This window comes from Kitasatospora sp. NPDC101447, from assembly GCF_044767225.1.
Classification (GTDB): domain Bacteria; phylum Actinomycetota; class Actinomycetes; order Streptomycetales; family Streptomycetaceae; genus Kitasatospora.
Window position 1 is genome coordinate 183,488 of the sequence record NZ_JBIWNL010000007.1, and the last position, 20,620, is coordinate 204,107.

Consider the following 20,620-nt stretch of genomic DNA (forward strand, 5'->3'; position numbering starts at 1 on the left):
GCGCCCCCTCCCGGAGCCCCGTCCGACCCCCGCTCGGCATATGCCCCTGGCCAGGGTGGATGCCGTAGCCGGGGGTACGCACGGAGCCCGGCGCGCGTACGTCACAGCGCCGCGAGCACCGCCGAGTAGACGTCCGGGTGCGTGAAGCGGAAGCCCGCGTCCGAGAGCCGCCGCGGCACCACCCGGTGGCTGCCGACCACCTCGACCGCCAGCTCGCCCAGCACGACCTTGAGCACCGCCTCCGGCACCGGGAACGGCGTCGGTCGCCGCAGCGCCCGCCCGATCGCGGCGGTCAGCTCGGCGTTGGTCGCCGGGTTCGGTGCCGTCAGGTTGAAGGCGCCGGACAGGTCGTCGTGGTCGATCAGGAAGCGCAGCGCGGCCACCTCGTCGTGCAGCGAGATGAAGCTCCAGTACTGCTGCCCGTCGCCGAGCCGCCCGCCCAGGCCCAGCTTGAACAGCGGGAACAGCCGCCCGCCCGCCCCGCCGGTCGAGGAGAGCACCATTCCGGTGCGCGGGTGGACGACCCGGATCCCGGCCCGCTCGGCGGGCCTGGCGGCGGCCTCCCACTCCAGGCAGACCTCGGCCAGGAAGTCGTCGCCGGCGGGGGAGTCCTCGTCGATCACCCGGTCGCCGGTCTGCCCGTACCAGCCGACCGCGGAGGCACTCACGAGGACCCGGGGCGGTTCCTTCATCCCGGCCAGCGCGGTGGCCAGCGTCTCGGTGCCGTAGACGCGGCTCTCCCGGATCTCCCGCTTGTAGGCGTCGGTCCAGCGGTGGTCGCCGACCCCGGCTCCGGCCAGGTGCACCACCGCCTGGACGCCGTCCAGCCCGTCCTGCTGGACCTCGCCGAGCAGCGGGTTCCAGCCGATGGCCGTGCTGCCGTCGGGCTGCGGGCCCGTCCTGGACCGGTGCCGGACCAGCCGGACCACCTCGTGGCCGTCCGCCAGCAGGGAGCGGACGAGCGCCGAACCGATCAAACCCGTGGAGCCTGTGACAGCGATGCGCATGCGCCCATCCTCGCAGTTCCCGACCGCCCGGACCGCCCGGGCCGCCCCGACGGCCCCGACCGCCCCTGCCGCCCCGACGGGCCCGACCGCCCCCGCCGTCCCGAAGGCCTGTCACGTTCGCATGCGGCTCACTAGCATGACGCGCATGCCCGAAGACGATCTGATCATCCGTCCGGCGCAGCCCGAGGACGAGCGCGAACTCGCCGTTCTCAACCGCGCCGCCTGGTCCACCCTGTCCGACGTCTCCCCGGAACCGCCCGCCGCGGACACGGTGTTCGACGAGCGCCACACCCCCGAGCAGTTCCTGCTGGCCGTCCTGGACGGCCGGATCGTCGGGTACGTCCGCCAGGTCCCGCCGACCCCGCTGGCCGGCAACCGCCACGTCCGCCAGATCCAGGGCCTCGGCGTCGACGGCACGGTCCGCGGCCGGGGCATCGGCCGCCGGCTGGTCGAGGCGGCCTGCGACGCGGCCCGGGCCGCGGGCGCCCGGAAGATGACCCTGAGGGTGCTCGGCTGGAACGCCCCGGCCCGCCGCCTCTACGAGAGCTGCGGCTTCGTCGTCGAGGGCTCGCTGGCCGAGGAGTTCCTGATCGACGGCTCCTACGTGGACGACATCTGGATGGCCCGCCGCCTGGCCGACTGAGCCCGGAACCCCGCAGATCGCCAGGGGCCCGAGCAGACCGCGGAGGCGGCGGCCACACCGTGCGGGCGCGGTGCAGAGTCGTGACACTCCCGCCCTGTCTGGACCGCCGCCACGCCGGGTACCGTACGCCCGTGAGCAACTCGACGCCTCCCGGGTGGTACCCGGTTCCGGGTGCGGACGGCACCCCCGGTCACGAGCGCTGGTGGGACGGCAACGCCTGGACCAGTGAGGTCAGGCCGCTCCAGGGCGGCACCGGACAGCTCGCCGACGCCCCGACGCAGACCTGGCCGCCCTCCGACCGCAAGCCCGGCTACGGCTATCCCGTCGGCGCCCCGGCCCCGGCCTACGGCTACCCGGGCCAGGACGGCGCCCCGACGCCCGGTTACGGCTACCCGGACCACGGCGGCCACCCCGCGGCCCACGGGCAGGACGCCTACGGGGGCCAGGGCGGCTACCCGGGCCAGGCCGGCTACCCCGCCGCCCAGGGCGCGGGCTACGGCTACCCCGGGCCGGGCTACCCGCCACCGGTCAAGAACAAGTCCGGCATGATCATCGGCATCTCGCTCACCGTGCTGGTCGTCGGCGGAATCATCGCCGGGATCATGCTCAGCGGCGGCGACCCGAAGGCGGACCCGACCCCGAACCCCACCGTCACCGTCACCCAGAACAACAGCCCCTCGCCGAGCCCGACGCCGACCCGGCCCACCACCAGCCCCACGGTGCCGGCGCCCAAGCCCGCGCCGGTCCTCAAGACCACCGTGCCGGACCCGCAGCACGCGATCACCGTCCCGGTCTTCGACGGCTGGGACGCGGGGACGAACTCCGCCCACTCGACGGTCTTCCTCGGCAGCGGCCGCTACACCTGCCCGGACGGCAACTCCTGCATCCGCGGTCAGTTCTCGGTCGAGAAGGACACCGTCCAGGGCGCGACCCCCAAGGCCGCCGCCGACGCCACGATGCCCACCTACGCCGGGCAGATCTTCACCGGGATCACCACGCACACCGACGCCGGCTCCGGCTACGTCACCGTGGCCGGCGTGCTCGGCTACGCCACGCGCTGGCACGTCCGCACCTCGGACGGCACCCAGGGCTACGTCCTGCTGGCCGCCGTCCCGGCCAAGGGCGGCGGCTACGTGATCTTCGAGGGCGGCGTGGACGACGACCCGTCCGCGCCGGACCCCTCGGTGCTGGACCGGATCCTCGACGGCGTCAAGCAGGACACCTCCTCCGGCAGCTCCACCTGAGCACCGGGCCGGCCCGGCACAACGTGCTGCCGGGCCGGCCCTGCACAACGTGCACCCGGGCCGGCCCGGCCCCGTCCGCCGGGTCGGCTCAATCCCCGTACCGCTCCCACAACTTGGGGAAGCGCTTCGCCATGACGTCCGGGTCGTCGAAGTCCAGCGCCGCACCGGACGGCCGTCCGGGCTGCCGCCCGCCCACCTCGGGGAGCGGCAGCCCGGTCAGCCGCTCGTACGCCTCGTCGGCGGCGTAGCCGATGTCCTCGGCCTCGCCGTCCTCCTCCTCGTCGAACTCGGGCAGCAGGTCCGCCAGGTCGTCCGGATCGGCCAGGCCGCCCTCGAAGACGTCCCGGCCCTGGGCGATCAGCCAGCAGCGGAAGTAGTCGAAGGTGTCCTCGGAGGCGCCGTCCAGCAGCAGGTAGGCCGCGCCCCACAGGTCGTTCTGGTAGGCGCGCTGGAACCGGGCCTCGAAGAGCCGGGCGAAGTCGATCACGTCGTCCGGGGTCAGGCGGACGAGCCGCTCCACCAGCCGGTCGGCCTGCTCGTCGGGGTCGCCGTCGGCGTCGTCCCGGGTCTCGTCGATGATCTGCCAGAAGTCCGTCTCGTCCATCACCGCTCAAGCATCCCCGTTCGCCCGCTTCCGCGCATGCCACGACCCGGCCCGGCGCGGCTCGGGCCGAACCGGGAACGGCGGATCGGGGCCGGGAACGGCGGAACCCCGCGCCGTCCGGGGACGGGGCGGGGTTCCGTGGGGACCGTGGAAGGTCAGAGGCCGAGCTCGACCTCGAACTCGCCGGCCTCCAGGATCTCCTTGACCGCGACCAGGTAGCGGGCGGCGTCGGCGCCGTCCACCAGGCGGTGGTCGTAGGAGAGCGACAGGTAGGTCATGTCGCGGATGCCGATGGCGGTGCCGCCGTCGGCCTCGATGACCACCGGGCGCTTGACGGTCGCGCCGATGCCCAGGATGGCGGCCTGGTTCGGCGGCACGATCACGGTGTCGAACAGCGCACCGCGCGAGCCGGTGTTGCTGATCGTGAAGGTGGCGCCGGACAGCTCGTCCGGGGTGATCTTGCTGTCGCGGACCTTGGCGGCCAGCTCGGCGGTCTTCTTCGAGATGCCGGCGATGTTGAGGTCGCCCGCACCCTTGATGACCGGGGTCATCAGACCCTTCTCGGAGTCCACCGCGATACCGATGTTCTCGGTGTCGAAGTAGGTGATGGTGCCCTCGGCCTCGTTGATCCGGGCGTTGACGACCGCGTGGGCCTTCAGCGCCTGGGCAGCGGCCTTGACGAAGAACGGCATCGGGGACAGCTTCACGCCCTCGCGGGCGAGGAAGGAGTCCTTGGCCTTGCCGCGCAGCGACATGATCTTGGTGACGTCCACCTCGACCACGCTGGTCAGCTGGGCCTGCTCGTGCAGGGCCTTCATCATGTTGTCGCCGATGACCTTGCGCATGCGGGTCATCTTGACCGTCTGGCCGCGCAGGGCGGACGGCGCGGCGGCGGCCTTCGGCGCGGCGGCCGGGGCGGCAGCGGCGACGGGGGCCGGAGCGGCCTTGGCGGCCTCCGCGGCGGCGATGACGTCCTGCTTGCGGATGCGGCCGCCGACGCCGGTGCCGGCGACGGAGGAGAGCGCGACACCGTGCTCGGCGGCGAGCTTGCGCACCAGCGGGGTGACGTAGGCGTCACCGCTGTCGGCGGCCGGAGCGGCCGGAGCAGCCGGGGCCGGAGCGGCAACCGGAGCCGGAGCGGCCGGAGCGGCGGCCGGGGCAGCGGCGACCGGGGCAGCAGCGACCGGAGCCGGAGCGGCGACCGGGGCCGGAGCAGCGGCGACCGGAGCCGGGGCGACCGGGGCAGCCGGGGCCGGAGCGGCAACCGGGGCCGGAGCCGGGGCAGCCGGGGCCGGAGCGGCGACCGGAGCCGGAGCAGCGGCGACGGCACCCGCGGCACCGATCAGCGCCAGCTGGGCGCCGACCTCGGCGGTCTCGTCCTCGCCGACCAGGATCTTCACCAGGGTGCCGGCGACCGGCGACGGGATCTCGGTGTCGACCTTGTCGGTGGAGACCTCAAGCAGCGGCTCGTCGACCTCGACCGTCTCACCCTCGGCCTTCAGCCAGCGGGTGACGGTGCCCTCGGTGACGGACTCGCCCAGCGCGGGCAGCAGCACCGGGGTGGCGTCGGCGGCCGGAGCGGCCGGAGCGGCGGCCGGGGCAGCCGGGGCCGGAGCGGCGACCGGGGCCGGAGCAGCGGCGACCGGAGCCGGGGCGGCGGGCGCGGCCTCGGCGGCCGGGGCCGGAGCGGCAGCCGGGGCGCCGGAACCGTCGTCGATGATCGCCAGCTCGGCGCCGACCTCGACGGTCTCGTCCTCGCCGACCTTGATCGAGGAGAGGATGCCGGAAGCCGGGGCCGGGATCTCGGTGTCGACCTTGTCGGTGGAGACTTCGAGCAGCGGCTCGTCGACCTCGACACGCTCACCCTCGGCCTTCAGCCAACGGGTGACGGTGCCCTCGGAAACGCTCTCGCCCAGCGCGGGCAGTGTTACTGAGACCGCCATGGTTTCAGCGACTCCTATCAAGTCTTGCGTACGGGAAGTACTTGCGGGCAAGTACCGGAAAAGGGGGGTGGGGCGCGATCAGTCGTGCGCGTGCAGCGGCTTGCCGGCCAGCGCCAGGTGCGCCTCGCCCAGGGCCTCGGACTGGGTCGGGTGCGCGTGGATGAGCTGCGCGACCTCGGCCGGCAGGGCCTCCCAGTTGTAGATCAGCTGGGCTTCGCCGACCTGCTCGCCCATGCGGGCGCCGACCATGTGGACGCCGACCACGGCGCCGTCCTTGACCTGGACGAGCTTGATCTCGCCGGCGGTCTTCAGGATCTTGCTCTTGCCGTTGCCGGCCAGGTTGTACTTGAGGGTGACGACCTTCTCCTTGCCGTACAGCTCGACGGCCTTGGCCTCGGAGATGCCGACGGAGGCCACCTCGGGGTTGGAGTAGGTCACGCGCGGGACGCCGTCGTAGTCGATCGGCACCGGCTTGAGGCCGGCCAGGCGCTCGGCGACCAGGATGCCCTCGGCGAAGCCGACGTGGGCCAGCTGCAGGGTCGGGGCGAGGTCACCGACGGCGGAGATGGTGGGCACGTTGGTGCGCATGTACTCGTCGACCAGGACGTAGCCGCGGTCCATCGCGACGCCGTTCTCCTCGTAGCCGAGGCTGGCCGAGACCGGGCCGCGGCCGATGGCGACGAGCAGCAGGTCGGCGTCGATCTGCTTGCCGTTCTCGGTGGAGACGCGGACACCGGTCTCGGTGTACTCGACGCCCGAGAAGCGGGCCTTCAGCTCGAACTTGATGCCGCGCTTGCGGAAGGCGCGCTCCAGCAGCTTGGAGGAGTTCTCGTCCTCCAGCGGGACGAGGTGCGGCAGCGCCTCGACGATGGTGACCTCGACGCCGAAGGACTTCCAGACGGAGGCGAACTCGACGCCGATCACGCCGCCGCCGAGGATGACGGCCGACTTCGGGATGCGGTCGAGCTTGAGGGCGTGGTCCGAGGAGATCACGCGGTTGCCGTCGATCTCCAGGCCCGGGATCGAGCGCGGCACGGAACCGGTGGCCAGGACGATGTGGCGGCCTTCGATGCGCTGGCCGTTGACGTCAACCGAGGTCTGCGAGGAGAGCTTGCCCTCGCCCTGGATGAAGGTGACCTTGCGGGACGCCACCAGGCCCTGCAGACCCTTGTACAGGCCGGCGATGACGTCGTCCTTGTACTTGTGGACGCCGTTGATGTCGATGCCCTGGAAGGTGGCCAGAACGCCGAACTCGGCGGCCTCCTTCGTCTCGTCCGCGATCTCCGCGGCGTGCAGCAGCGCCTTGGTCGGGATGCAGCCGCGGTGCAGGCAGGTGCCGCCCAGCTCACCCTTCTCGACCAGGGCAACGCTCAGGCCCAGCTGAGCGGCGCGGAGCGCCGCGGCGTAACCGCCGCTTCCGCCTCCGAGAATGACTACGTCGAAAACGGTGCTGGCGTCGTTCGCCACGTCACGTCCTCCATGCAATGGGGTGGGTCGCCGGGCCGGTACGGTCCGGTGGGTCGGAAGCCTTTGTGGGGCGCCCAGTCGTGCCGGAAATACATCTTCGCACTTGTTCGCGGTGGCTGATGTCCGGGTCCGCCCCAGGGGTGTCCCACGGAGTGGTCACCGGGGCGGGAATACCCCCCACGGATGGGCATCATCGCAGCTCAGCGCGGTGTTGACAGCCGTCGGAAGGGCGCCTTCCGCGGTGTTCGCCGCGGTCTCTTCCGCACTGTGGAACAAAGTTTCGCCCGCAGCGAACAGGTGTGCGCCGCGCCGTTCCGGCCTACTCGCAGGTAACCCGGCGGGATCGACCGGAACGCCGACGGGGCCCGGCGCGTGTGCGCCGGGCCCCGTCGGAGCGGGTGCCTGATCAGGCCTTGCCGTTCGCCGTCCGCTCGGCGAAGCGGACCAGGGTGCGCACCGCGCTCGCGGTGCCGCCCTTCGGGGTGTAGCCGAACGGGGCGCCCTCGTGGAACGCCGGGCCGGCGATGTCCAGGTGCGCCCAGTCGATGCCCTCGGCCACGAACTCCTTCAGGAACAGACCGGCCACCAGGCCGCCGCCCATCCGCTCGCCCATGTTGGCCAGGTCGGCGATGGTCGACTCGGTCATGCCCTTGCGCAGGTCGGCGGGCAGCGGCATCGGCCAGGACTGCTCGCCCGCCTCGCCCGCGAGGGCGTGCAGGTCGTCGCGCAGCTCGTCGCTGTTGGACATCACGCCGAAGGTGCGGTTGCCCAGGGCCAGCACCATGGCGCCGGTCAGGGTGGCCACGTCGACGATGACGTCCGGGTTCTCCTCGCCGGCCCGCACGATGGCGTCGGCCAGCACCAGACGGCCCTCGGCGTCGGTGTTCAGCACCTCGACGGTCTTGCCGCCGTACATCCGCAGCACGTCGCCCGGGCGGGTCGCGGTGCCGGACGGCATGTTCTCGGCCAGCGCCAGCCAGGCGGTCACGTTGACGACCAGGCCCAGGCGCTTGGCGGCCACCACGGCGGCGAACACGGCGGCGGCGCCGGCCATGTCGCACTTCATGGTCTCGTTGTGGCCGGCCGGCTTCAGCGAGATGCCGCCCGAGTCGTAGGTGATGCCCTTGCCGACGAACGCCAGGGTGGCCTTGGCCTTCGGGTGGGTGTAGGCCACCTTCACCAGGCGGGGCGGGTTCGCCGAGCCGTTGCCGACGCCCAGCAGGCCGCCGAAGCCGCCCTTGGTCAGCGCCTTCTCGTCCAGCACCTCGACCTTGAGGCCGTGCTCCTTGCCGGCGGCCTGGGCGATCGCGGCGAAGCTCTTCGGGTTCAGGTCGTTCGGCGCGGTGTTGACCAGGTCGCGGGCGCGGTTCATCTCCTCGCCGATCGCGGCGGCGCGCTCCACGGCGGCCTTGGCGTCCTTGCTGCCCTTGCGGGCGGCCAGCACGATCAGCTCGCCGACCGGCTCCTTGCCGTTGCCGTTGCCCTTGTACGTGCCGAAGGCGTACGAGCCGAGCAGGCCGCCCAGCGCGACCGCCTCGACCTCCGCCGGGGACTCGGCCGGCAGGGCCAGCGCGACCTTCTTGGCACCGGCCAGGGTGCGGGCGGCGACACCGGCGGCGCGGCGCAGCGCCTCCAGCTCGTAGCCCTCCTCGACGGCCTCGCCGAGGCCGACCGCGAGCACGAGCGCGGCCTTCAGGCCGGCGGGGGAGGGGACCTTCACGGCCTCGCCCTCGGCGCCGGTCGCGCCCAGGGTGGTGAGGACCTCGGCCAGCTTGCCCTCGAACGCCTCGTTCACGGCCTCGGCACCGGGGGCCGGCACGATGCCCTTCGGGCCCTTGGCGACACCGACCACCAGGGCGTCCGCGCGCAGCGAGGCGGCGGAGGAGGTGCTCACAGACAATGCAGTCACGTAATGCGTCCTGTTCTTTCGCGGTCCACGGCCGGTCACGGCGAGACTGCCGCACCGGCGCAGCCCGCCGTCGCAGGCCGTCCGCCGGCGGGGCCTGCGGGTCCGGGCCCCCTGGCTGCGCGCACCCGCCGGAGCGGCCGCGCACACCAGAGGCCCCGGCTCCTCGGTACGCGCCGGGCGGGCAGGACCTGCCACGGTGCAGGGCTGCGGTGCTCCACGCATGGTAGTCCGCATGGTGGGATCACGCGCCGTCCGGTGTCAGCCGAGCAACGCCAGGGCGAACAGCGTGCCGGTCGCGGCGGTCTCCGCCATCGCCCCGAGCACGTCCCCGGTGATCCCGCCGAACCGCCGCACGCACCGCCCCAGCAGCAGCCGGGCGCAGCCCACCCCGAGCACAAGGGCCAGCGGCAGGCGAAGGGTTGACCATCCGTCGAACAGTCCGAGTGCGGCCAGTACGAGTGCCGCGCCGGCCGTCGCGGCGGCGGCCGCGGCGGGTGTCACCGTGCTCGCCACCATCGCGCCCAGCCCACCCGGCCGGGCGGCCGGCACGGACCGCAGGCAGCCCCAGGCGAGCGCGCACCGGGCGGCCGTCGCCGAGGCGAGCACCGCGAGGGCGCCGCGCAGGGGCGAGTGCCCGAACTCTCCGGCCAGCGCGGCGACCTGGCCCAGCAGCACCAGGACGAGGGTCAGCACGCCGAACGGGCCGATGTCGGACTGCTTCATGATCCGCAGCGCGTCCTCGGCCGGTTTGCCGCTGCCCAGGCCGTCGGCGACGTCCGCGAGACCGTCCAGGTGAAGCCCCCGGGTCAGGGCGGCGAGCACCCCCACCGCCACGACCGCGCCGAGCGGCCCGCCCGCGCGCCAGGCCACCGGCGCTCCGGCCGCGGCCGCCAGGGTCCCCAGCACCAGCCCCACCACCGGGGCCGTCACCATCGCCCGCGCGCCCGCGGCCCGGTCCCACCGCTCGACCCGGACCCGCAGCACGGACAGGGTCCCGAACCCGAACCGCAGTCCGTCCCCCCAGCTGGCCCGACCGGCGCGGTCCGTCATCGCCCGACTCCTTGAACGTGAAGAAAGCCCCCGCTCGAAAACGGGGGCGCCTCCGCGCCCCGAGGGGGTACGGAGGACTTGTTCGAAGCGGAAGGGCCGTCACCCGAGCACTGACGGCCGGCCGCACGTGCTTCCCGTGTCTAGAGCCGCCGCAGCAGGTCCGCCGCCGAGGGCAGCTTCGGCGGCTCCTGGGGCTCCCTCGGCGTCGCCGGCACGTACGGCTTCGGCGCCTCGTCCGCGAGCGCGTCCCCCGCGGCCTGCAGCAGCGGCAGCGCCAGCAGTGCGCCGACGCCCTCGCCCAGGGTGATCCCCTGGTCCTGCAGCGGCGTGAGGGTCAGTCGGTCGTACGCCTTCGCCTGCGCGGGCTCGCCGCTGGACTGTCCGGCCCGCCACCACTCGGGCGCCCGGAAGGCGATCCGCTGTGCGACCAGCGCGCAGGCCGCCGTGACCACACCGTCCAGGACCACGGGCAGCCGTCGCACGGCCGCCTGCAGCAGGAAGCCGGTGATCGCCGCGAAGTCGGCCCCGCCGGTGGCGCCGAGCAGCGCCAGCTGGTCGCCGAGCACCGGCCGGGCCCGCCGCAGCGAGTCCCGGATGGTGGCGCACTTGACCATCCACACCCGGTCGTCGATCCCCGAGCCGCGCCCGGTCACCGCCGCCGCGTCCGTTCCGCACAGCGCGCCGACCAGGACGCCGGCCACCGTGGTGGAACCGACGCCGAGGTCGCCGAGCAGCACCAGGTCGGTGCCGGCGTCGGCCTCCTCGTCGGCGACGGCCATGCCGGCCCGGAAGGCCCGGGCGGTCTCCTCCGGGGTGAGCGCGTCCTCGACGTCGATCCGTCCGGAGCCGCGGCGGATCCGGTGGGCGACCACGTCGTCGGGGAAGTCGGCCGGGTCGGTGTCCACCGCGACGTCGACGACCCGCACCCCGGCGCCGTAGCGCGCGGCCAGCCTGGCCACCGGCGCGGTGCCGTCCAGGACGGCACGCACCCGGGCCGCGGTGCCGCCATCGGCGGGCATCCGGGAGACGCCGAGCGCGGCCACTCCGTGGTCGGCGGCGAACAGCAGCACCTTGGGCGCCGAGACCGGCCGTACCGGGGAGTGTCCCTGGACGGAGGCGAGCCAGCTGCCCAGCTCCTCCAGCTTGCCGAGTCCGCCGCGCGGGCGGTCGGCCGCCTGCCAGCGTTCGTCGGCGGCCCGCCGGGCGCTCTCGTCGGGGCGCTCGACGAGCGAGGAGAACGTATCGAGATCCACGGTCGTGTCCATCGTCCGGAAGGCTACACGCCGCAGATGTTCAGCCCGTGGCTGGCTTGACCGTCAGCACCTGCCCGGCCACGACCAGCAGGACCCGCTCCGAGGCGTCGGCCACGGCCATGTTGAGCCGGCCCAGGGTGTCGCGGAAGCGCCGTCCGGCGGCGGTGGCGGGGACGACGCCCATGCCGACCTCGTTGCTCACCGCGACGACCGTGCGTCCGGTGGTCTCCCAGGCCCGCGCCAGGGCCTCGCAGCGCCGCTGCACCGCGGCCTCGCCCCGGGCCGCCCAGGCCTCGTCGTCCCAGGCGTCGCACTCGTCCATCACGGAGGTCAGCCACAGCGCCAGGCAGTCGATCAGCACCGGCGCCGGGTCCGCGGTGTCGGCGAGCACGGCCTCCAGGTCGCAGGTCTCGGCGGTGCGCCAGCTCGCGGGCCGGCGCTCGCGGTGCAGCGCGACCCGCTGGGCCCACTCGGCGTCGCCGTCCCGGGTGCCGCCGGTGGCCACGTACAGGACGTCCGGCCGGTCGGCGAGCAGCTGCTCGGCGCGGGTGGACTTGCCGGAGCGGGCGCCGCCGAGCAGCAGGGTGCGGGGGAGCGCGGGGAGGGTCGCCATGCCGCCCATCCTGCCGGACGAGGCATACGGAAGATCGGGCCGGGCAGGCTAAGGTGCGCAGCAACACAGCAGCCGGCACGGGCAGTGTCGTCAGTGGGAGGAGCCTGGCATGGCGTGGACGTGGCGGTACGAGAAGGCGGACGGCAGTGCGGTGACGCCCGGCGGTGGCCAGGAGGAGTTCGCCGGCCAGGGGGACGCCGAGACCTGGATCGGGGAGTCCTGGAAGCAGCTGGCGGAGGACGGCGTCGACACCGCGGTGCTCCTGGAGGACGACCGGGTCGTCTACGCGATGAGCCTGCACGCGGAGTGAGCCCCGCGGGGCGCTACTTCGCCCCGATCACGTGCAGCAGCGCGGCGACCTGCCGGTAGGGGTCGGTGCGGCCGGCCCGGTCCTCGGCTTCCAGCAGCTGGGCCAGCTGCCGGCCGTCCACCGGCGGAGCCGCGTCGTCGGGGGCGTTGTCGGTGAAGACCCGCACGCCGTACCAGTGCCGGACGGGTACCGACACCTCGGAGAGGGTGACGGAGAGGTCGGCGAGCCGGTCGGCGCGGGCGGCCAGCCCGAGCCGGTTGTAGTACCGGTCGCTCTCGAAGGCGTGCAGTGCGGCCCGCCAGTCGCCGGCGGCGGCGGGCCGCAGGGCGAGCGCGTCGCGGTTGCGGACCAGCAGTGAGAGCAGTCCGCCGGGCGCGAGCAGCCGGGCCAGCGAGGCGATCATCGGGTCCGGGTCGGGCAGGTACATCAGGACGCCGTGGCAGAGCACGACGTCGAAGCTGCGCGGGCCGAACCAGCGCCCGCACTGGTGGCCGTCACCGCTGAGCAGCTGCATCCGGCCGCGGACCTCGGCGGGCTCCTCGGCGAGCGCCCCCTGGGCGACGCCGAGCGCGACCGGGTCCGAGTCGATCCCGGTGACGTAGTGGCCGGCCCGGGCCAGCCGCAGGGCCTGGGTGCCCTGCCCGCAGCCGATGTCCAGGACGCGCTGTTCGCTGCGGCCGGTCAGCTGCTCGGCGAGCTGGCGGGAGACGAGTTCCTGACGCACGTAGTTGCGCAGTCCGCCGAGCCGCTCCAGCCAGGCGGCGGTGCCGCCGGCGAAGGACCCGCTGCGCGAGGGCAGCCGCCGCTCCTGGGCCAGCCGGTCGTGGCCGCCGTGGCCCTGCCCCGGGAGCGCGTACAGGCCGGGCCCCTCCCAGGAAGGCGGGGCCCAGCCCGAGTCGACCGGCTCGGCGGTCAGGGCTTCTCCCCGCGCCGCACCTGCGGCTTGGGCAGTCGCAGGCGGCGCATCTGCAGGGTGCGCATGATGCCGTAGGTGACCGCGCCGCGGGTGTTCTCGTTCGGGAAGCGCTCGGCGAGCTGCTTGCGCAGGCCGAGGCCGAGGCGGACGAAGTCCAGGATCACGAAGACGAAGAACATCAGGAACAGCAGCGTGGAGAGCAGCTGGATCTGCGAGACCTTGATGATGCTGAGCACCAGGATGACCACGGCGGCCGGGAGGAAGAACTCGGCGAGCGACCAGCGGGCGTCGACGTAGTCGCGGGCGAACTTGCGCCCGGGGAGCTTGTCGCGCTGCGGCAGGTGGCGCTCGTCGCCGTTCATCAGCGCCTGGCGCTGCTTCTCGCGCTCGGTCCGCATGCGGTCGCGGGCCTGGCGGCTGGCCTCCTTGCGGTCCTTGGGCACCGTCACCCGGCCGCGCCGGTAGGCCTCGGCCTCGTTGCGCTTGGGGGTGGGGCGGCCCTTCTTGGCCTCGGGGTGGCGGGCCTGGGCTGTCTCGTCCTGCTTCTCCAGCACGGTGGCGGAGGCGGCGGCATCATCTGAACGGCGTCGGAACACACCACCAGCGTACGGGGTGCGGAGCCGGTTCCACGGGTGCCCTCGGAACCGAACGCATATCGATACCGCGAGGCAGCGGCCCGAACCGGGTTTCCCGGGGACTTCCCGTAGGGGATCAGTCGGATGGACTATGGGGGGGATGAGAGGCGGATCCACCCGGGGGAGGAGGAAACGCCACTGGTCGCTGTAGCAGTCTTGTTGCAGGCAGGTGCACTGCGGCGACGGGCTCGCTGCACATACACTCGTCGTGTCTGGTAACGAGATAGAGACCGCAGGCCGGAGAAGGGGGCACCCGAGGCCCATGAGCGACGGAATCATGAAGCGTATGGGGCTGATCTTCCGCTCCAAGGCGAACAAGGCCTTGGACCGGGCGGAGGATCCGCGTGAGACGCTCGATTATTCGTACCAGAAGCAGCTCGAACTGCTGCAGAAGGTGCGTCGTGGTGTCGCGGACGTCGCGACCTCGCGCAAGCGCCTCGAACTCCAGCTGACCCAGCTCCAGCAGCAGTCGGCCAAGTACGAGGACCAGGGTCGCAAGGCGCTGTCCCTCGGCCGCGAGGACCTTGCCCGCGAGGCGCTGACCCGCAAGGCCAACATGCAGTCGCAGATCACCGATCTGGAGACGCAGTACCAGCAGCTCCAGGCCGAGGAGGAGAAGCTCACCCTCGCCTCCCAGCGGCTGCAGGCCAAGGTGGACGCCTTCCGCACCAAGAAGGAGACCATCAAGGCGACCTACACCGCCGCCCAGGCGCAGACCCGCATCGCCGAGTCCTTCTCCGGGATCTCGGAGGAGATGGGCGACGTCGGCCTGGCGATCCAGCGGGCCGAGGACAAGACCGCCCAGATGCAGGCCCGGGCCGGCGCCATCGACGAGCTGCTCGCCTCCGGCGCGCTCGACGACGCCAGCGGTCTCGGCCGCAAGGACGACATCGAGGCCGAGCTGGAGCGCGTCGCCGGTGGGTCCGACGTCGAGCTGGAGCTGGCCCGGATGAAGGCCGAGCTCACCGGCGGTCCCGCCGCGGGCCCGGCCGCGATCGAGCAGGGCAAGCCGGAGGCCCAGCCGCAGCAGCAGCAGGACACTCCGCGCATCAACTACAACAAGTGATCTGAGCTCGACCCCACGAACCAGGGAGACGCACGGCATGATCATGAGGGTCATGGGTGAGGGGCAGTTCGAGGTGGGCGAGGCTCACCTGAACCTGCTCAACGAGCTCGACGCGGAGCTCGTCACCGCAGTGGACTCGGGGGACGAGGAGCTCTTCCGCCGGGCGTACGGCAAGCTGCTGGACGCGGTGAAGCAGTACGGCACCCCGGTGCCGCTGGATTCGCTGGAGCCGTCCGAGCTGATCCTGCCGAGTGCCGACGCGACGATCAACGAGGTCCGCGAGCTGCTGATGGCCGACGGCGAAGGTGTGATCCCGGGCTTCCCCGAGTAACCCTGCGGCTGCTGCCAGACAGAAGGGCGGGCCCCCTCCGGTGGGAGGGGGCCCGCCCTTCTGCCGTCCGCCCACCCGCCCGGGGCAGGAGGCGGGCGGCGGCCCGGCTACGGCAGCGCCAGCATCCGGTCCAGCGCCGCCTTGGCGTGCTTCTCGGTCTCCGGGTCGACGGTGATCACGTTCGGCACCCGGCCCTCGACCAGCGACTCCAGCGCCCAGACCAGGTGCGGCAGGTCGATCCGGTTCATGGTCGAGCAGAAGCAGACCGTGCGGTCCAGGAAGACGATCTCCTTGTCCGGGTGCGCCTTGGCCAGGCGGCGGACCAGGTTCAGCTCGGTGCCGATGGCCCACTTGGAGCCCGGCTCGGCGGCGTCCAGCGCCTTGATGATGTACTCGGTCGAGCCCACCATGTCGGCGGCCGCGACGACCTCGTGCTTGCACTCCGGGTGCACCAGGACGGTCACGCCGGGGATCCGCTCGCGGACGTCGTTCACCGAGTCCAGGCTGAACCGGCCGTGCACCGAGCAGTGGCCGCGCCAGAGGATCATCTTCGCGTCCCGCAGCTGCTCGGCGGTCAGCCCGCCGTTCGGCTTGTGCGGGTTGTACAGGACGCAGTCGTCCAGCGAGAAGCCCATCTCGCGCACCGCGGTGTTGCGGCCGAGGTGCTGGTCGGGCAGGAAGAGCACCTTCTGGCCCTGCTCGAACGCCCACTCCAGCGCGCGCTTGGCGTTGGAGGAGGTGCAGATGGTGCCGCCGTGCTTGCCGGTGAAGGCCTTGATGTCGGCGGAGGAGTTCATGTACGAGACCGGGACGGTCACGTCGGCTATGCCGGCGTCGGTCAGTACGTCCCAGCACTCGGCGACCTGCTCGGCGGTGGCCATGTCGGCCATCGAACAGCCGGCCGCGAGGTCCGGCAGGACGACCTGCTGGGCCTCGGTGGTGAGGATGTCCGCGGACTCGGCCATGAAGTGCACGCCGCAGAAGACGATGTACTCGGCTTCGGGGCGGGCCGCCGCGTCGCGGGCGAGCTTGAAGGAGTCGCCGGTGACGTCGGCGAACTCGATCACCTCGTCGCGCTGGTAGTGGTGGCCGAGGATGAAGACGCGGTCGCCGAGCGCGGCCTTGGCCGCCCGGGCGCGCTCGACGAGGTTCGGGTCCGAGGCCGGGGGGAGGTCACCGGGGCACTCGACGCCGCGCTCGCTGTTCGGGTCGGCCTCGCGGCCGAGCAGCAGCAGAGCGAGCGGCGTCGGAGTGGGGTCGACGCCGGAGGTCTCGGTGATGGTGATGGTCACGGGCGGGTGCCCTTCTGTGCGGCCGATCAAGCGGTGAAGCCTTTTCGTCTAACTGACGCTATCTATGATAACCGGTTGGTGTCGGAGTGACGATGGCCATCCTGTCGATGTGACGAGAACCGCTCGCCGGATCGGACCCCCGGAGCAGCCGGATGCCCGGTTTGGGGGAGTCCGGGCGTGTCCGAATCGATACTTCGAAGCTCCTGGGTATGGCTGGGCCATGAAAGCTATCGCGATCAACCGCTACGGCGGCCCCGAGGTGGTCGAGTACACCGACCTGCCCGACCCCAAGGTCGGCCCGGACTCGGTCCTGGTGGAGGTCCGGGCGGCCGGAGTGAACCCGGTGGACTGGAAGGTCCGGGACGGCGCCCTGGACGGCCTGCTCGACGCGCACTTCCCGCTGGTCATGGGCTGGGACGCGGCCGGCGTGGTCCGCGCGGTCGGCGGCGGCGTCACCGAGTTCGCCCCCGGCGACGAGGTGTACGGCTACGTCCGCAAGGACACCGTCGAGCACGGCACCTACGCCGAGCTGGTCTCCGCCCCGGTCCGCACCCTGGCCCGCAAACCGGCCGCGCTGGACTGGGCGCAGGCCGGCGGACTGCCGCTGGCCGGGCTCACCGCGCTGCAGAGCCTCAGGGCGCTGCGGCTCGCGGAGGGGGAGACCGTCCTGGTGCACGCCGCGGCGGGCGGGGTCGGCCACCTGGCGGTGCAGCTGGCCCGGGCCAGCGGCGCCCGGGTGATCGGCACCGCGGCCGAGCGCAACCACGACTACCTGCGCGGCCTCGGCGCCGAGCCGGTCGGCTACGGCGAGGGGCTGGCCGACCGGGTGCGCGCACTGGCCCCCGGCGGCGTGGACGCGGCCCTCGACCTGGTCGGCCGCGGTGCCGTCCAGGTCTCCGCAGGCCTGGTCGCCGACCCGGGCCGGATCGCCTCGATCGCCGACTTCGGGGTCAAGGCCCTCGGCGGCCGGTACGTCTGGGTCCGCCCGGACGCCGACGGCCTCGCCGAGCTGGCCGCGCTCGCCGACGACGGCCGGCTCACCGTGACCGTCGCCTCCACCTTCCCGCTGGCCCAGGCCGCCTCCGCCCAGGCGCTCAGTGCGGAGGGCCGCACCCGGGGGAAGATCGTCCTCCTGGTGGACTGACGGTCCGCGGTACCCGTCATTCCTCGGCGGTGAACTCGTTCGGGTCATCCGCCAGAATGGGTGGCGAACCGTTTCGGCAATACCAGCCGCCGCCGCGACGGGCCGCCGAACCCTCGCACGATCCGTGGAGCCCCGCACCGATGACCAGCAGCCGAGCGCACGAGGTGGTCGGGGCCGACCTGGACGAGACCGACCGGCTCCTGCTCGCCCGGCTCGGCAGCGACGGTCGCGCCTCGTACGCCGAGATCGGCGTGCAGGTGAACCTCTCCGCCACCGCCGTGCGCCGCCGGATCGACCGGCTGCGGGCGCGCGGCGTGGTGCGGGGCTTCACCGTGGTGCTCGACCCCGCCGTCCTCGGGTGGCAGACCGAGGCCTTCGTCGAGGTCTACTGCCGCGAACGCACCGCCCCCGAGGAGATCCTCGCCAGCCTCCGCCAGTTCCCCGAGGTCGTCGCCGCCTGGACGGTCACCGGCGACCCGGACGCCCTGGTGCACCTGCGGGCGGCCGACATGCGCCACCTGGAGGCCGTCATCGAACGGATCCGGCGCGAGCCCGGAGTCCAGCGCAGCCGCTCCTCGGTGGTCCTCTCCCAGCTGATCGGCTGACGCCCCGGGGCGGTACGCAGGAATCCTGCGCGGACCGGCCCGAAGACGCTCGAAACCTGCCTGACCAGCCGCGTTCCGACGCGCGGCGGAGCACTCCGGCTGCCTACGCTGATCACGTCCGGTCGTCGCGGTGACGCCCCCCGCCGACCGGGCCGGATCCTCACCCCCCGACACCCCACAGCCGAGAGGGACCCGCCGTGTCCGCAGCCCCCGACCGCATGCACCGGCCCGACAACGAACTGGTCGACCTGGTTTTCGACTACATGCGGGAGCGGCTGCAGTACGACCCCGTCCCGCTCGACCACCCCGGTGACGGCGAGCACCTGCGCGCCCAGCTGGCCGGCCTGCTCAACCAGGACGGCAACAACCCGGCCGACGTGCTCAAGCTCTACGACCACGAGCTGTCCCGCGCGGTCATCTCCGCCGACAGCCCGCGCTACCTGTCCTTCATCCCGTGCGCCCCCACCAAGGCCGCGCTGCTGTTCGACATGGTGGTCTCCTGCGCCTCGCTGCAGGGCATCTCCTGGCTGGAGGCGGCCGGCGCGATCGCCGCCGAGAACCAGGTGCTGCGCCTGATCGCCGACCGCGCGGGCATGCCCGGGACGGCCGGCGGCACCTTCGTCTCCGGCGGCTCGGCGGGCAACCTCTCCGCCCTCGTGGTCGCCCGCGACACCGCCCGCCGCCGCCTGGGCGTCGGCCCGGAGGCGCGGCTGCGGATAGCCGTCGCCGACCAGGTGCACTCCTCGGTCAAGAACACCTTCAACATCATCGGCGTCGAGGCCTTCAAGGTCCCGACCGTGAACCGGCGGTTCACCGGCGAGGCGCTGCGCGCCGCGCTGGCCGCCGACCCGAACCCGGAGACCGTGATCGCGGTCGTCGGCACCGGCGGCACCACCAACGAGGGCATCGTCGACGACCTGGCCGGCCTGGCCGAGGTCGCCCGCGAGCGCGAGATGTGGTTCCACGTGGACGGCGCCTACGGCGGCGCGGGCCTCTTCGCCCCGTCGGTGCGCGAGCGCTACAACGGCATCGAGCACGCCGACTCCTTCGTGGTCGACCCGCACAAGTGGCTGTTCGCCCCCTTCGACTGCGCCGCGCTGATCTACCGCAACCCGCAGCTCGCCCGCGCCGTGCACACCCAGGACGCCTCGTACCTGGACGTCCTGCACACCGAGGGCGACGAGTGGAACCCCACCGACTACGCCTACCACCTGACCCGGCGCGCCCGCGGCCTGCCGCTCTGGTTCTCGCTGGCCGTGCACGGCGTCCAGGCCTACACCGACGCCATCGAGGCCGGCCTCACGCTCGCCCGGGAGACGGCGCAGCTGATCCGCGAGAGCGACCACCTGGAGCTGCTGTTCGACCCGCAGCTCTCGGCGGTCTGCTTCAAGCGCAAGGGCTGGACCAACGACGACTACTACCGCTGGTCGCAGCAGCTGCTCGCGGACCAGATCGGCTTCGTCACCCCCACCGGCTGGGACGGCGAGACGGTCGCCCGCTTCGCCTTCCTGCACCCGGGCACGACCATGGAGATGGTCCGGGAGATCCTGGACACCATGGCCTGATCGAGGCTCCCGTCGTACGGCCCCACCGGCTCCCGGTGGGGCCGTACGCCGTCGCGCCCGGGGGACGGCCGCTACAGGAACGCGCCGCTCGGCAGGTACGGCATCGGCGGCCGCATCCCGCGCACCCCGACGAACCCGCCGGCCCGCGGGGTCAGCCCGACCTCCAGCCCGACGTCCAGCGCCCACTCCTGCTCCGCGGTCAGGGACTCCACCCGCGCCTCGACGCCGTCCGGCACCCGGGCCAGCGCCTCGCGCAGCAGCCGGGCGGCGATCCGCTTGCTGGTGGCGGCCAGCAGCCGCACCGCGCCGCCGTCCCGGTAGCAGTAGCCGCTGCCGGCCAGCGCGTCGGCGATCAGCAGCTCCTCGAAGTGGCCCAGCATCAGCTCGTGGTCGGGCCCGTGCGCGGACCCGCGCAGCCGTCGGTCCACCGAGTCCAGCAGGTGCAGGTGGGTGGCGTTGCCGGGGTGCACCGGGATGTCCCCGGGGTCGATCAGCCCGCTCCGGTCCACCCGCCCGGACAGCCGCATCGTCGGGTGCAGGGTGAACCCGGCCAGCCGGTAGCGCCGCGCCGCCGCGGGGGAGTCCGGGGCGCAGACCATTCCGCGCAGGCAGCCCCTCGCGTGCGTCGCCGCCCGCTCCAGCAGCAGCCGCCCGACGCCCTTGCCCTGCGCGGACGGCCGGACGGCGTACAGGGAGGGCGTCCACAGGCCCTCCCGGCGCATCGACAGCACCGCCCCGACCGGCTCCCCGCCGATCGACGCCAGCCAGCAGCCGCCGGGATCGGTGCGCGCCAGGTGCCTCGCCGCGGCCGTCCCCAGCGGGGAGGCACCGGCCACGGCGGGGTCGTCGAACGCTGCGGCGGCCAGTTCCCGGACGGCCTCCGCGTCCGCGGCGGTGTCCTTGACCGGGCGAAGGATCATGGCACCATCCTGGCGTCCGACGGTCCTCAGCGGGGCCGGTTCACCCGGATCCGGGGCTCGGGCGGTGCCCGGTCCTCCCGGGTTGTGCGAGCATGGGGAGCGT

The 20,620-nt window shown here is 73.2% G+C and carries 20 protein-coding genes; 8 read left to right on the forward strand and 12 right to left on the reverse strand.

Annotated features, from left to right (window positions below; all coding sequences use genetic code 11):
• Positions 1-101: 101 nt before the first annotated feature.
• On the reverse strand, positions 102-1,007 hold the full coding sequence (locus tag ACIRST_RS13290; RefSeq protein WP_350522573.1) for a TIGR01777 family oxidoreductase: 906 nt from the start codon (positions 1,005-1,007) through the stop codon (positions 102-104).
• 145 nt (positions 1,008-1,152) lie between these two features.
• Between ACIRST_RS13290 and ACIRST_RS13295 the strand changes: the two genes are divergently transcribed.
• Positions 1,153-1,650: a GNAT family N-acetyltransferase gene (locus ACIRST_RS13295; RefSeq protein ID WP_350522572.1), complete on the forward strand. Its 498-nt coding sequence runs from the start codon at positions 1,153-1,155 to the stop codon at positions 1,648-1,650.
• 131 nt (positions 1,651-1,781) lie between these two features.
• The gene (locus tag ACIRST_RS13300; RefSeq protein WP_350522571.1) at positions 1,782-2,894 is read left to right on the forward strand and encodes a DUF2510 domain-containing protein; all 1,113 of its coding nucleotides are present in this window, start codon (positions 1,782-1,784) and stop codon (positions 2,892-2,894) included.
• An 88-nt stretch (positions 2,895-2,982) separates the two neighbouring features.
• Here the strand turns inward: ACIRST_RS13300 and ACIRST_RS13305 are convergent, their stop codons facing one another.
• The 7 genes from ACIRST_RS13305 to cobU form a co-directional block, all read right to left on the reverse strand.
• Positions 2,983-3,498: a DUF4240 domain-containing protein gene (locus ACIRST_RS13305; RefSeq protein WP_396547762.1), complete on the reverse strand. Its 516-nt coding sequence runs from the start codon at positions 3,496-3,498 to the stop codon at positions 2,983-2,985.
• Positions 3,499-3,653: 155 nt separating this feature from the next.
• Positions 3,654-5,441: a 2-oxoglutarate dehydrogenase, E2 component, dihydrolipoamide succinyltransferase gene (gene sucB, locus ACIRST_RS13310; protein ID WP_402802355.1), complete on the reverse strand. Its 1,788-nt coding sequence runs from the start codon at positions 5,439-5,441 to the stop codon at positions 3,654-3,656.
• A 78-nt stretch (positions 5,442-5,519) separates the two neighbouring features.
• Entirely contained in the window at positions 5,520-6,908 is a 1,389-nt protein-coding gene (gene lpdA / locus ACIRST_RS13315) for a dihydrolipoyl dehydrogenase (protein ID WP_402802357.1), read from the reverse strand.
• A gap of 406 nt (positions 6,909-7,314) precedes the next feature.
• Positions 7,315-8,817 carry a leucyl aminopeptidase gene (locus ACIRST_RS13320; protein WP_350522569.1) on the reverse strand — a complete coding sequence of 501 codons (1,503 nt, stop codon included), beginning with the start codon at positions 8,815-8,817 and terminating at the stop codon, positions 7,315-7,317.
• 258 nt (positions 8,818-9,075) lie between these two features.
• On the reverse strand, positions 9,076-9,867 hold the full coding sequence (locus ACIRST_RS13325) for an adenosylcobinamide-GDP ribazoletransferase (protein ID WP_402802359.1): 792 nt from the start codon (positions 9,865-9,867) through the stop codon (positions 9,076-9,078).
• Positions 9,868-10,007: 140 nt separating this feature from the next.
• Positions 10,008-11,132 (reverse strand): nicotinate-nucleotide--dimethylbenzimidazole phosphoribosyltransferase, encoded by a 1,125-nt coding sequence (locus ACIRST_RS13330; RefSeq protein WP_402802361.1) that lies wholly within the window; start codon positions 11,130-11,132, stop codon positions 10,008-10,010.
• Positions 11,133-11,160: 28 nt separating this feature from the next.
• Positions 11,161-11,733, reverse strand: coding sequence for a bifunctional adenosylcobinamide kinase/adenosylcobinamide-phosphate guanylyltransferase (gene cobU / locus ACIRST_RS13335; protein WP_402802363.1), 573 nt, complete (start codon positions 11,731-11,733; stop codon positions 11,161-11,163).
• A 109-nt stretch (positions 11,734-11,842) separates the two neighbouring features.
• Here cobU and ACIRST_RS13340 point away from each other — a divergent pair, with 109 nt between their 5' ends.
• Complete coding sequence (locus tag ACIRST_RS13340) at positions 11,843-12,043, forward strand: hypothetical protein (protein WP_350522566.1); 201 nt, start codon at positions 11,843-11,845, stop codon at positions 12,041-12,043.
• A 13-nt stretch (positions 12,044-12,056) separates the two neighbouring features.
• On the opposite strand, the gene ACIRST_RS13345 is transcribed toward ACIRST_RS13340, so the two are convergent.
• Both ACIRST_RS13345 and ACIRST_RS13350 read right to left on the reverse strand, forming a co-directional pair.
• On the reverse strand, positions 12,057-12,767 hold the full coding sequence (locus tag ACIRST_RS13345) for a methyltransferase domain-containing protein (RefSeq protein WP_350522565.1): 711 nt from the start codon (positions 12,765-12,767) through the stop codon (positions 12,057-12,059).
• 188 nt (positions 12,768-12,955) lie between these two features.
• Positions 12,956-13,555, reverse strand: coding sequence for a DUF3043 domain-containing protein (locus ACIRST_RS13350; protein WP_350522564.1), 600 nt, complete (start codon positions 13,553-13,555; stop codon positions 12,956-12,958).
• 301 nt (positions 13,556-13,856) lie between these two features.
• Between ACIRST_RS13350 and ACIRST_RS13355 the strand changes: the two genes are divergently transcribed.
• Both ACIRST_RS13355 and ACIRST_RS13360 read left to right on the forward strand, forming a co-directional pair.
• Entirely contained in the window at positions 13,857-14,660 is an 804-nt protein-coding gene (locus ACIRST_RS13355; RefSeq protein ID WP_350522563.1) for a PspA/IM30 family protein, read from the forward strand.
• A 37-nt stretch (positions 14,661-14,697) separates the two neighbouring features.
• The gene (locus tag ACIRST_RS13360; RefSeq protein ID WP_350522562.1) at positions 14,698-14,991 is read left to right on the forward strand and encodes a hypothetical protein; all 294 of its coding nucleotides are present in this window, start codon (positions 14,698-14,700) and stop codon (positions 14,989-14,991) included.
• Positions 14,992-15,098: 107 nt separating this feature from the next.
• Here ACIRST_RS13360 and nadA read toward each other — a convergent pair whose 3' ends face one another.
• Positions 15,099-16,283: a quinolinate synthase NadA gene (gene nadA / locus ACIRST_RS13365; protein WP_402802365.1), complete on the reverse strand. Its 1,185-nt coding sequence runs from the start codon at positions 16,281-16,283 to the stop codon at positions 15,099-15,101.
• A gap of 220 nt (positions 16,284-16,503) precedes the next feature.
• On the opposite strand from nadA, the gene ACIRST_RS13370 reads away from it, so the two are divergent.
• The 3 genes from ACIRST_RS13370 (at position 16,504) to ACIRST_RS13380 (ending at position 19,597) form a co-directional block, all read left to right on the forward strand.
• Positions 16,504-17,427, forward strand: a complete 924-nt coding sequence (locus ACIRST_RS13370; protein ID WP_402802366.1) for an NADP-dependent oxidoreductase — start codon at positions 16,504-16,506, stop codon at positions 17,425-17,427.
• Positions 17,428-17,567: 140 nt separating this feature from the next.
• On the forward strand, positions 17,568-18,032 hold the full coding sequence (locus ACIRST_RS13375) for an Lrp/AsnC family transcriptional regulator (RefSeq protein ID WP_350522559.1): 465 nt from the start codon (positions 17,568-17,570) through the stop codon (positions 18,030-18,032).
• 197 nt (positions 18,033-18,229) lie between these two features.
• Entirely contained in the window at positions 18,230-19,597 is a 1,368-nt protein-coding gene (locus ACIRST_RS13380; protein WP_350522558.1) for a pyridoxal-dependent decarboxylase, read from the forward strand.
• A 71-nt stretch (positions 19,598-19,668) separates the two neighbouring features.
• Here ACIRST_RS13380 and ACIRST_RS13385 read toward each other — a convergent pair whose 3' ends face one another.
• Positions 19,669-20,517, reverse strand: coding sequence for a GNAT family N-acetyltransferase (locus tag ACIRST_RS13385; protein ID WP_402802369.1), 849 nt, complete (start codon positions 20,515-20,517; stop codon positions 19,669-19,671).
• Between the last annotated feature and the right edge of the window lie 103 nt (positions 20,518-20,620).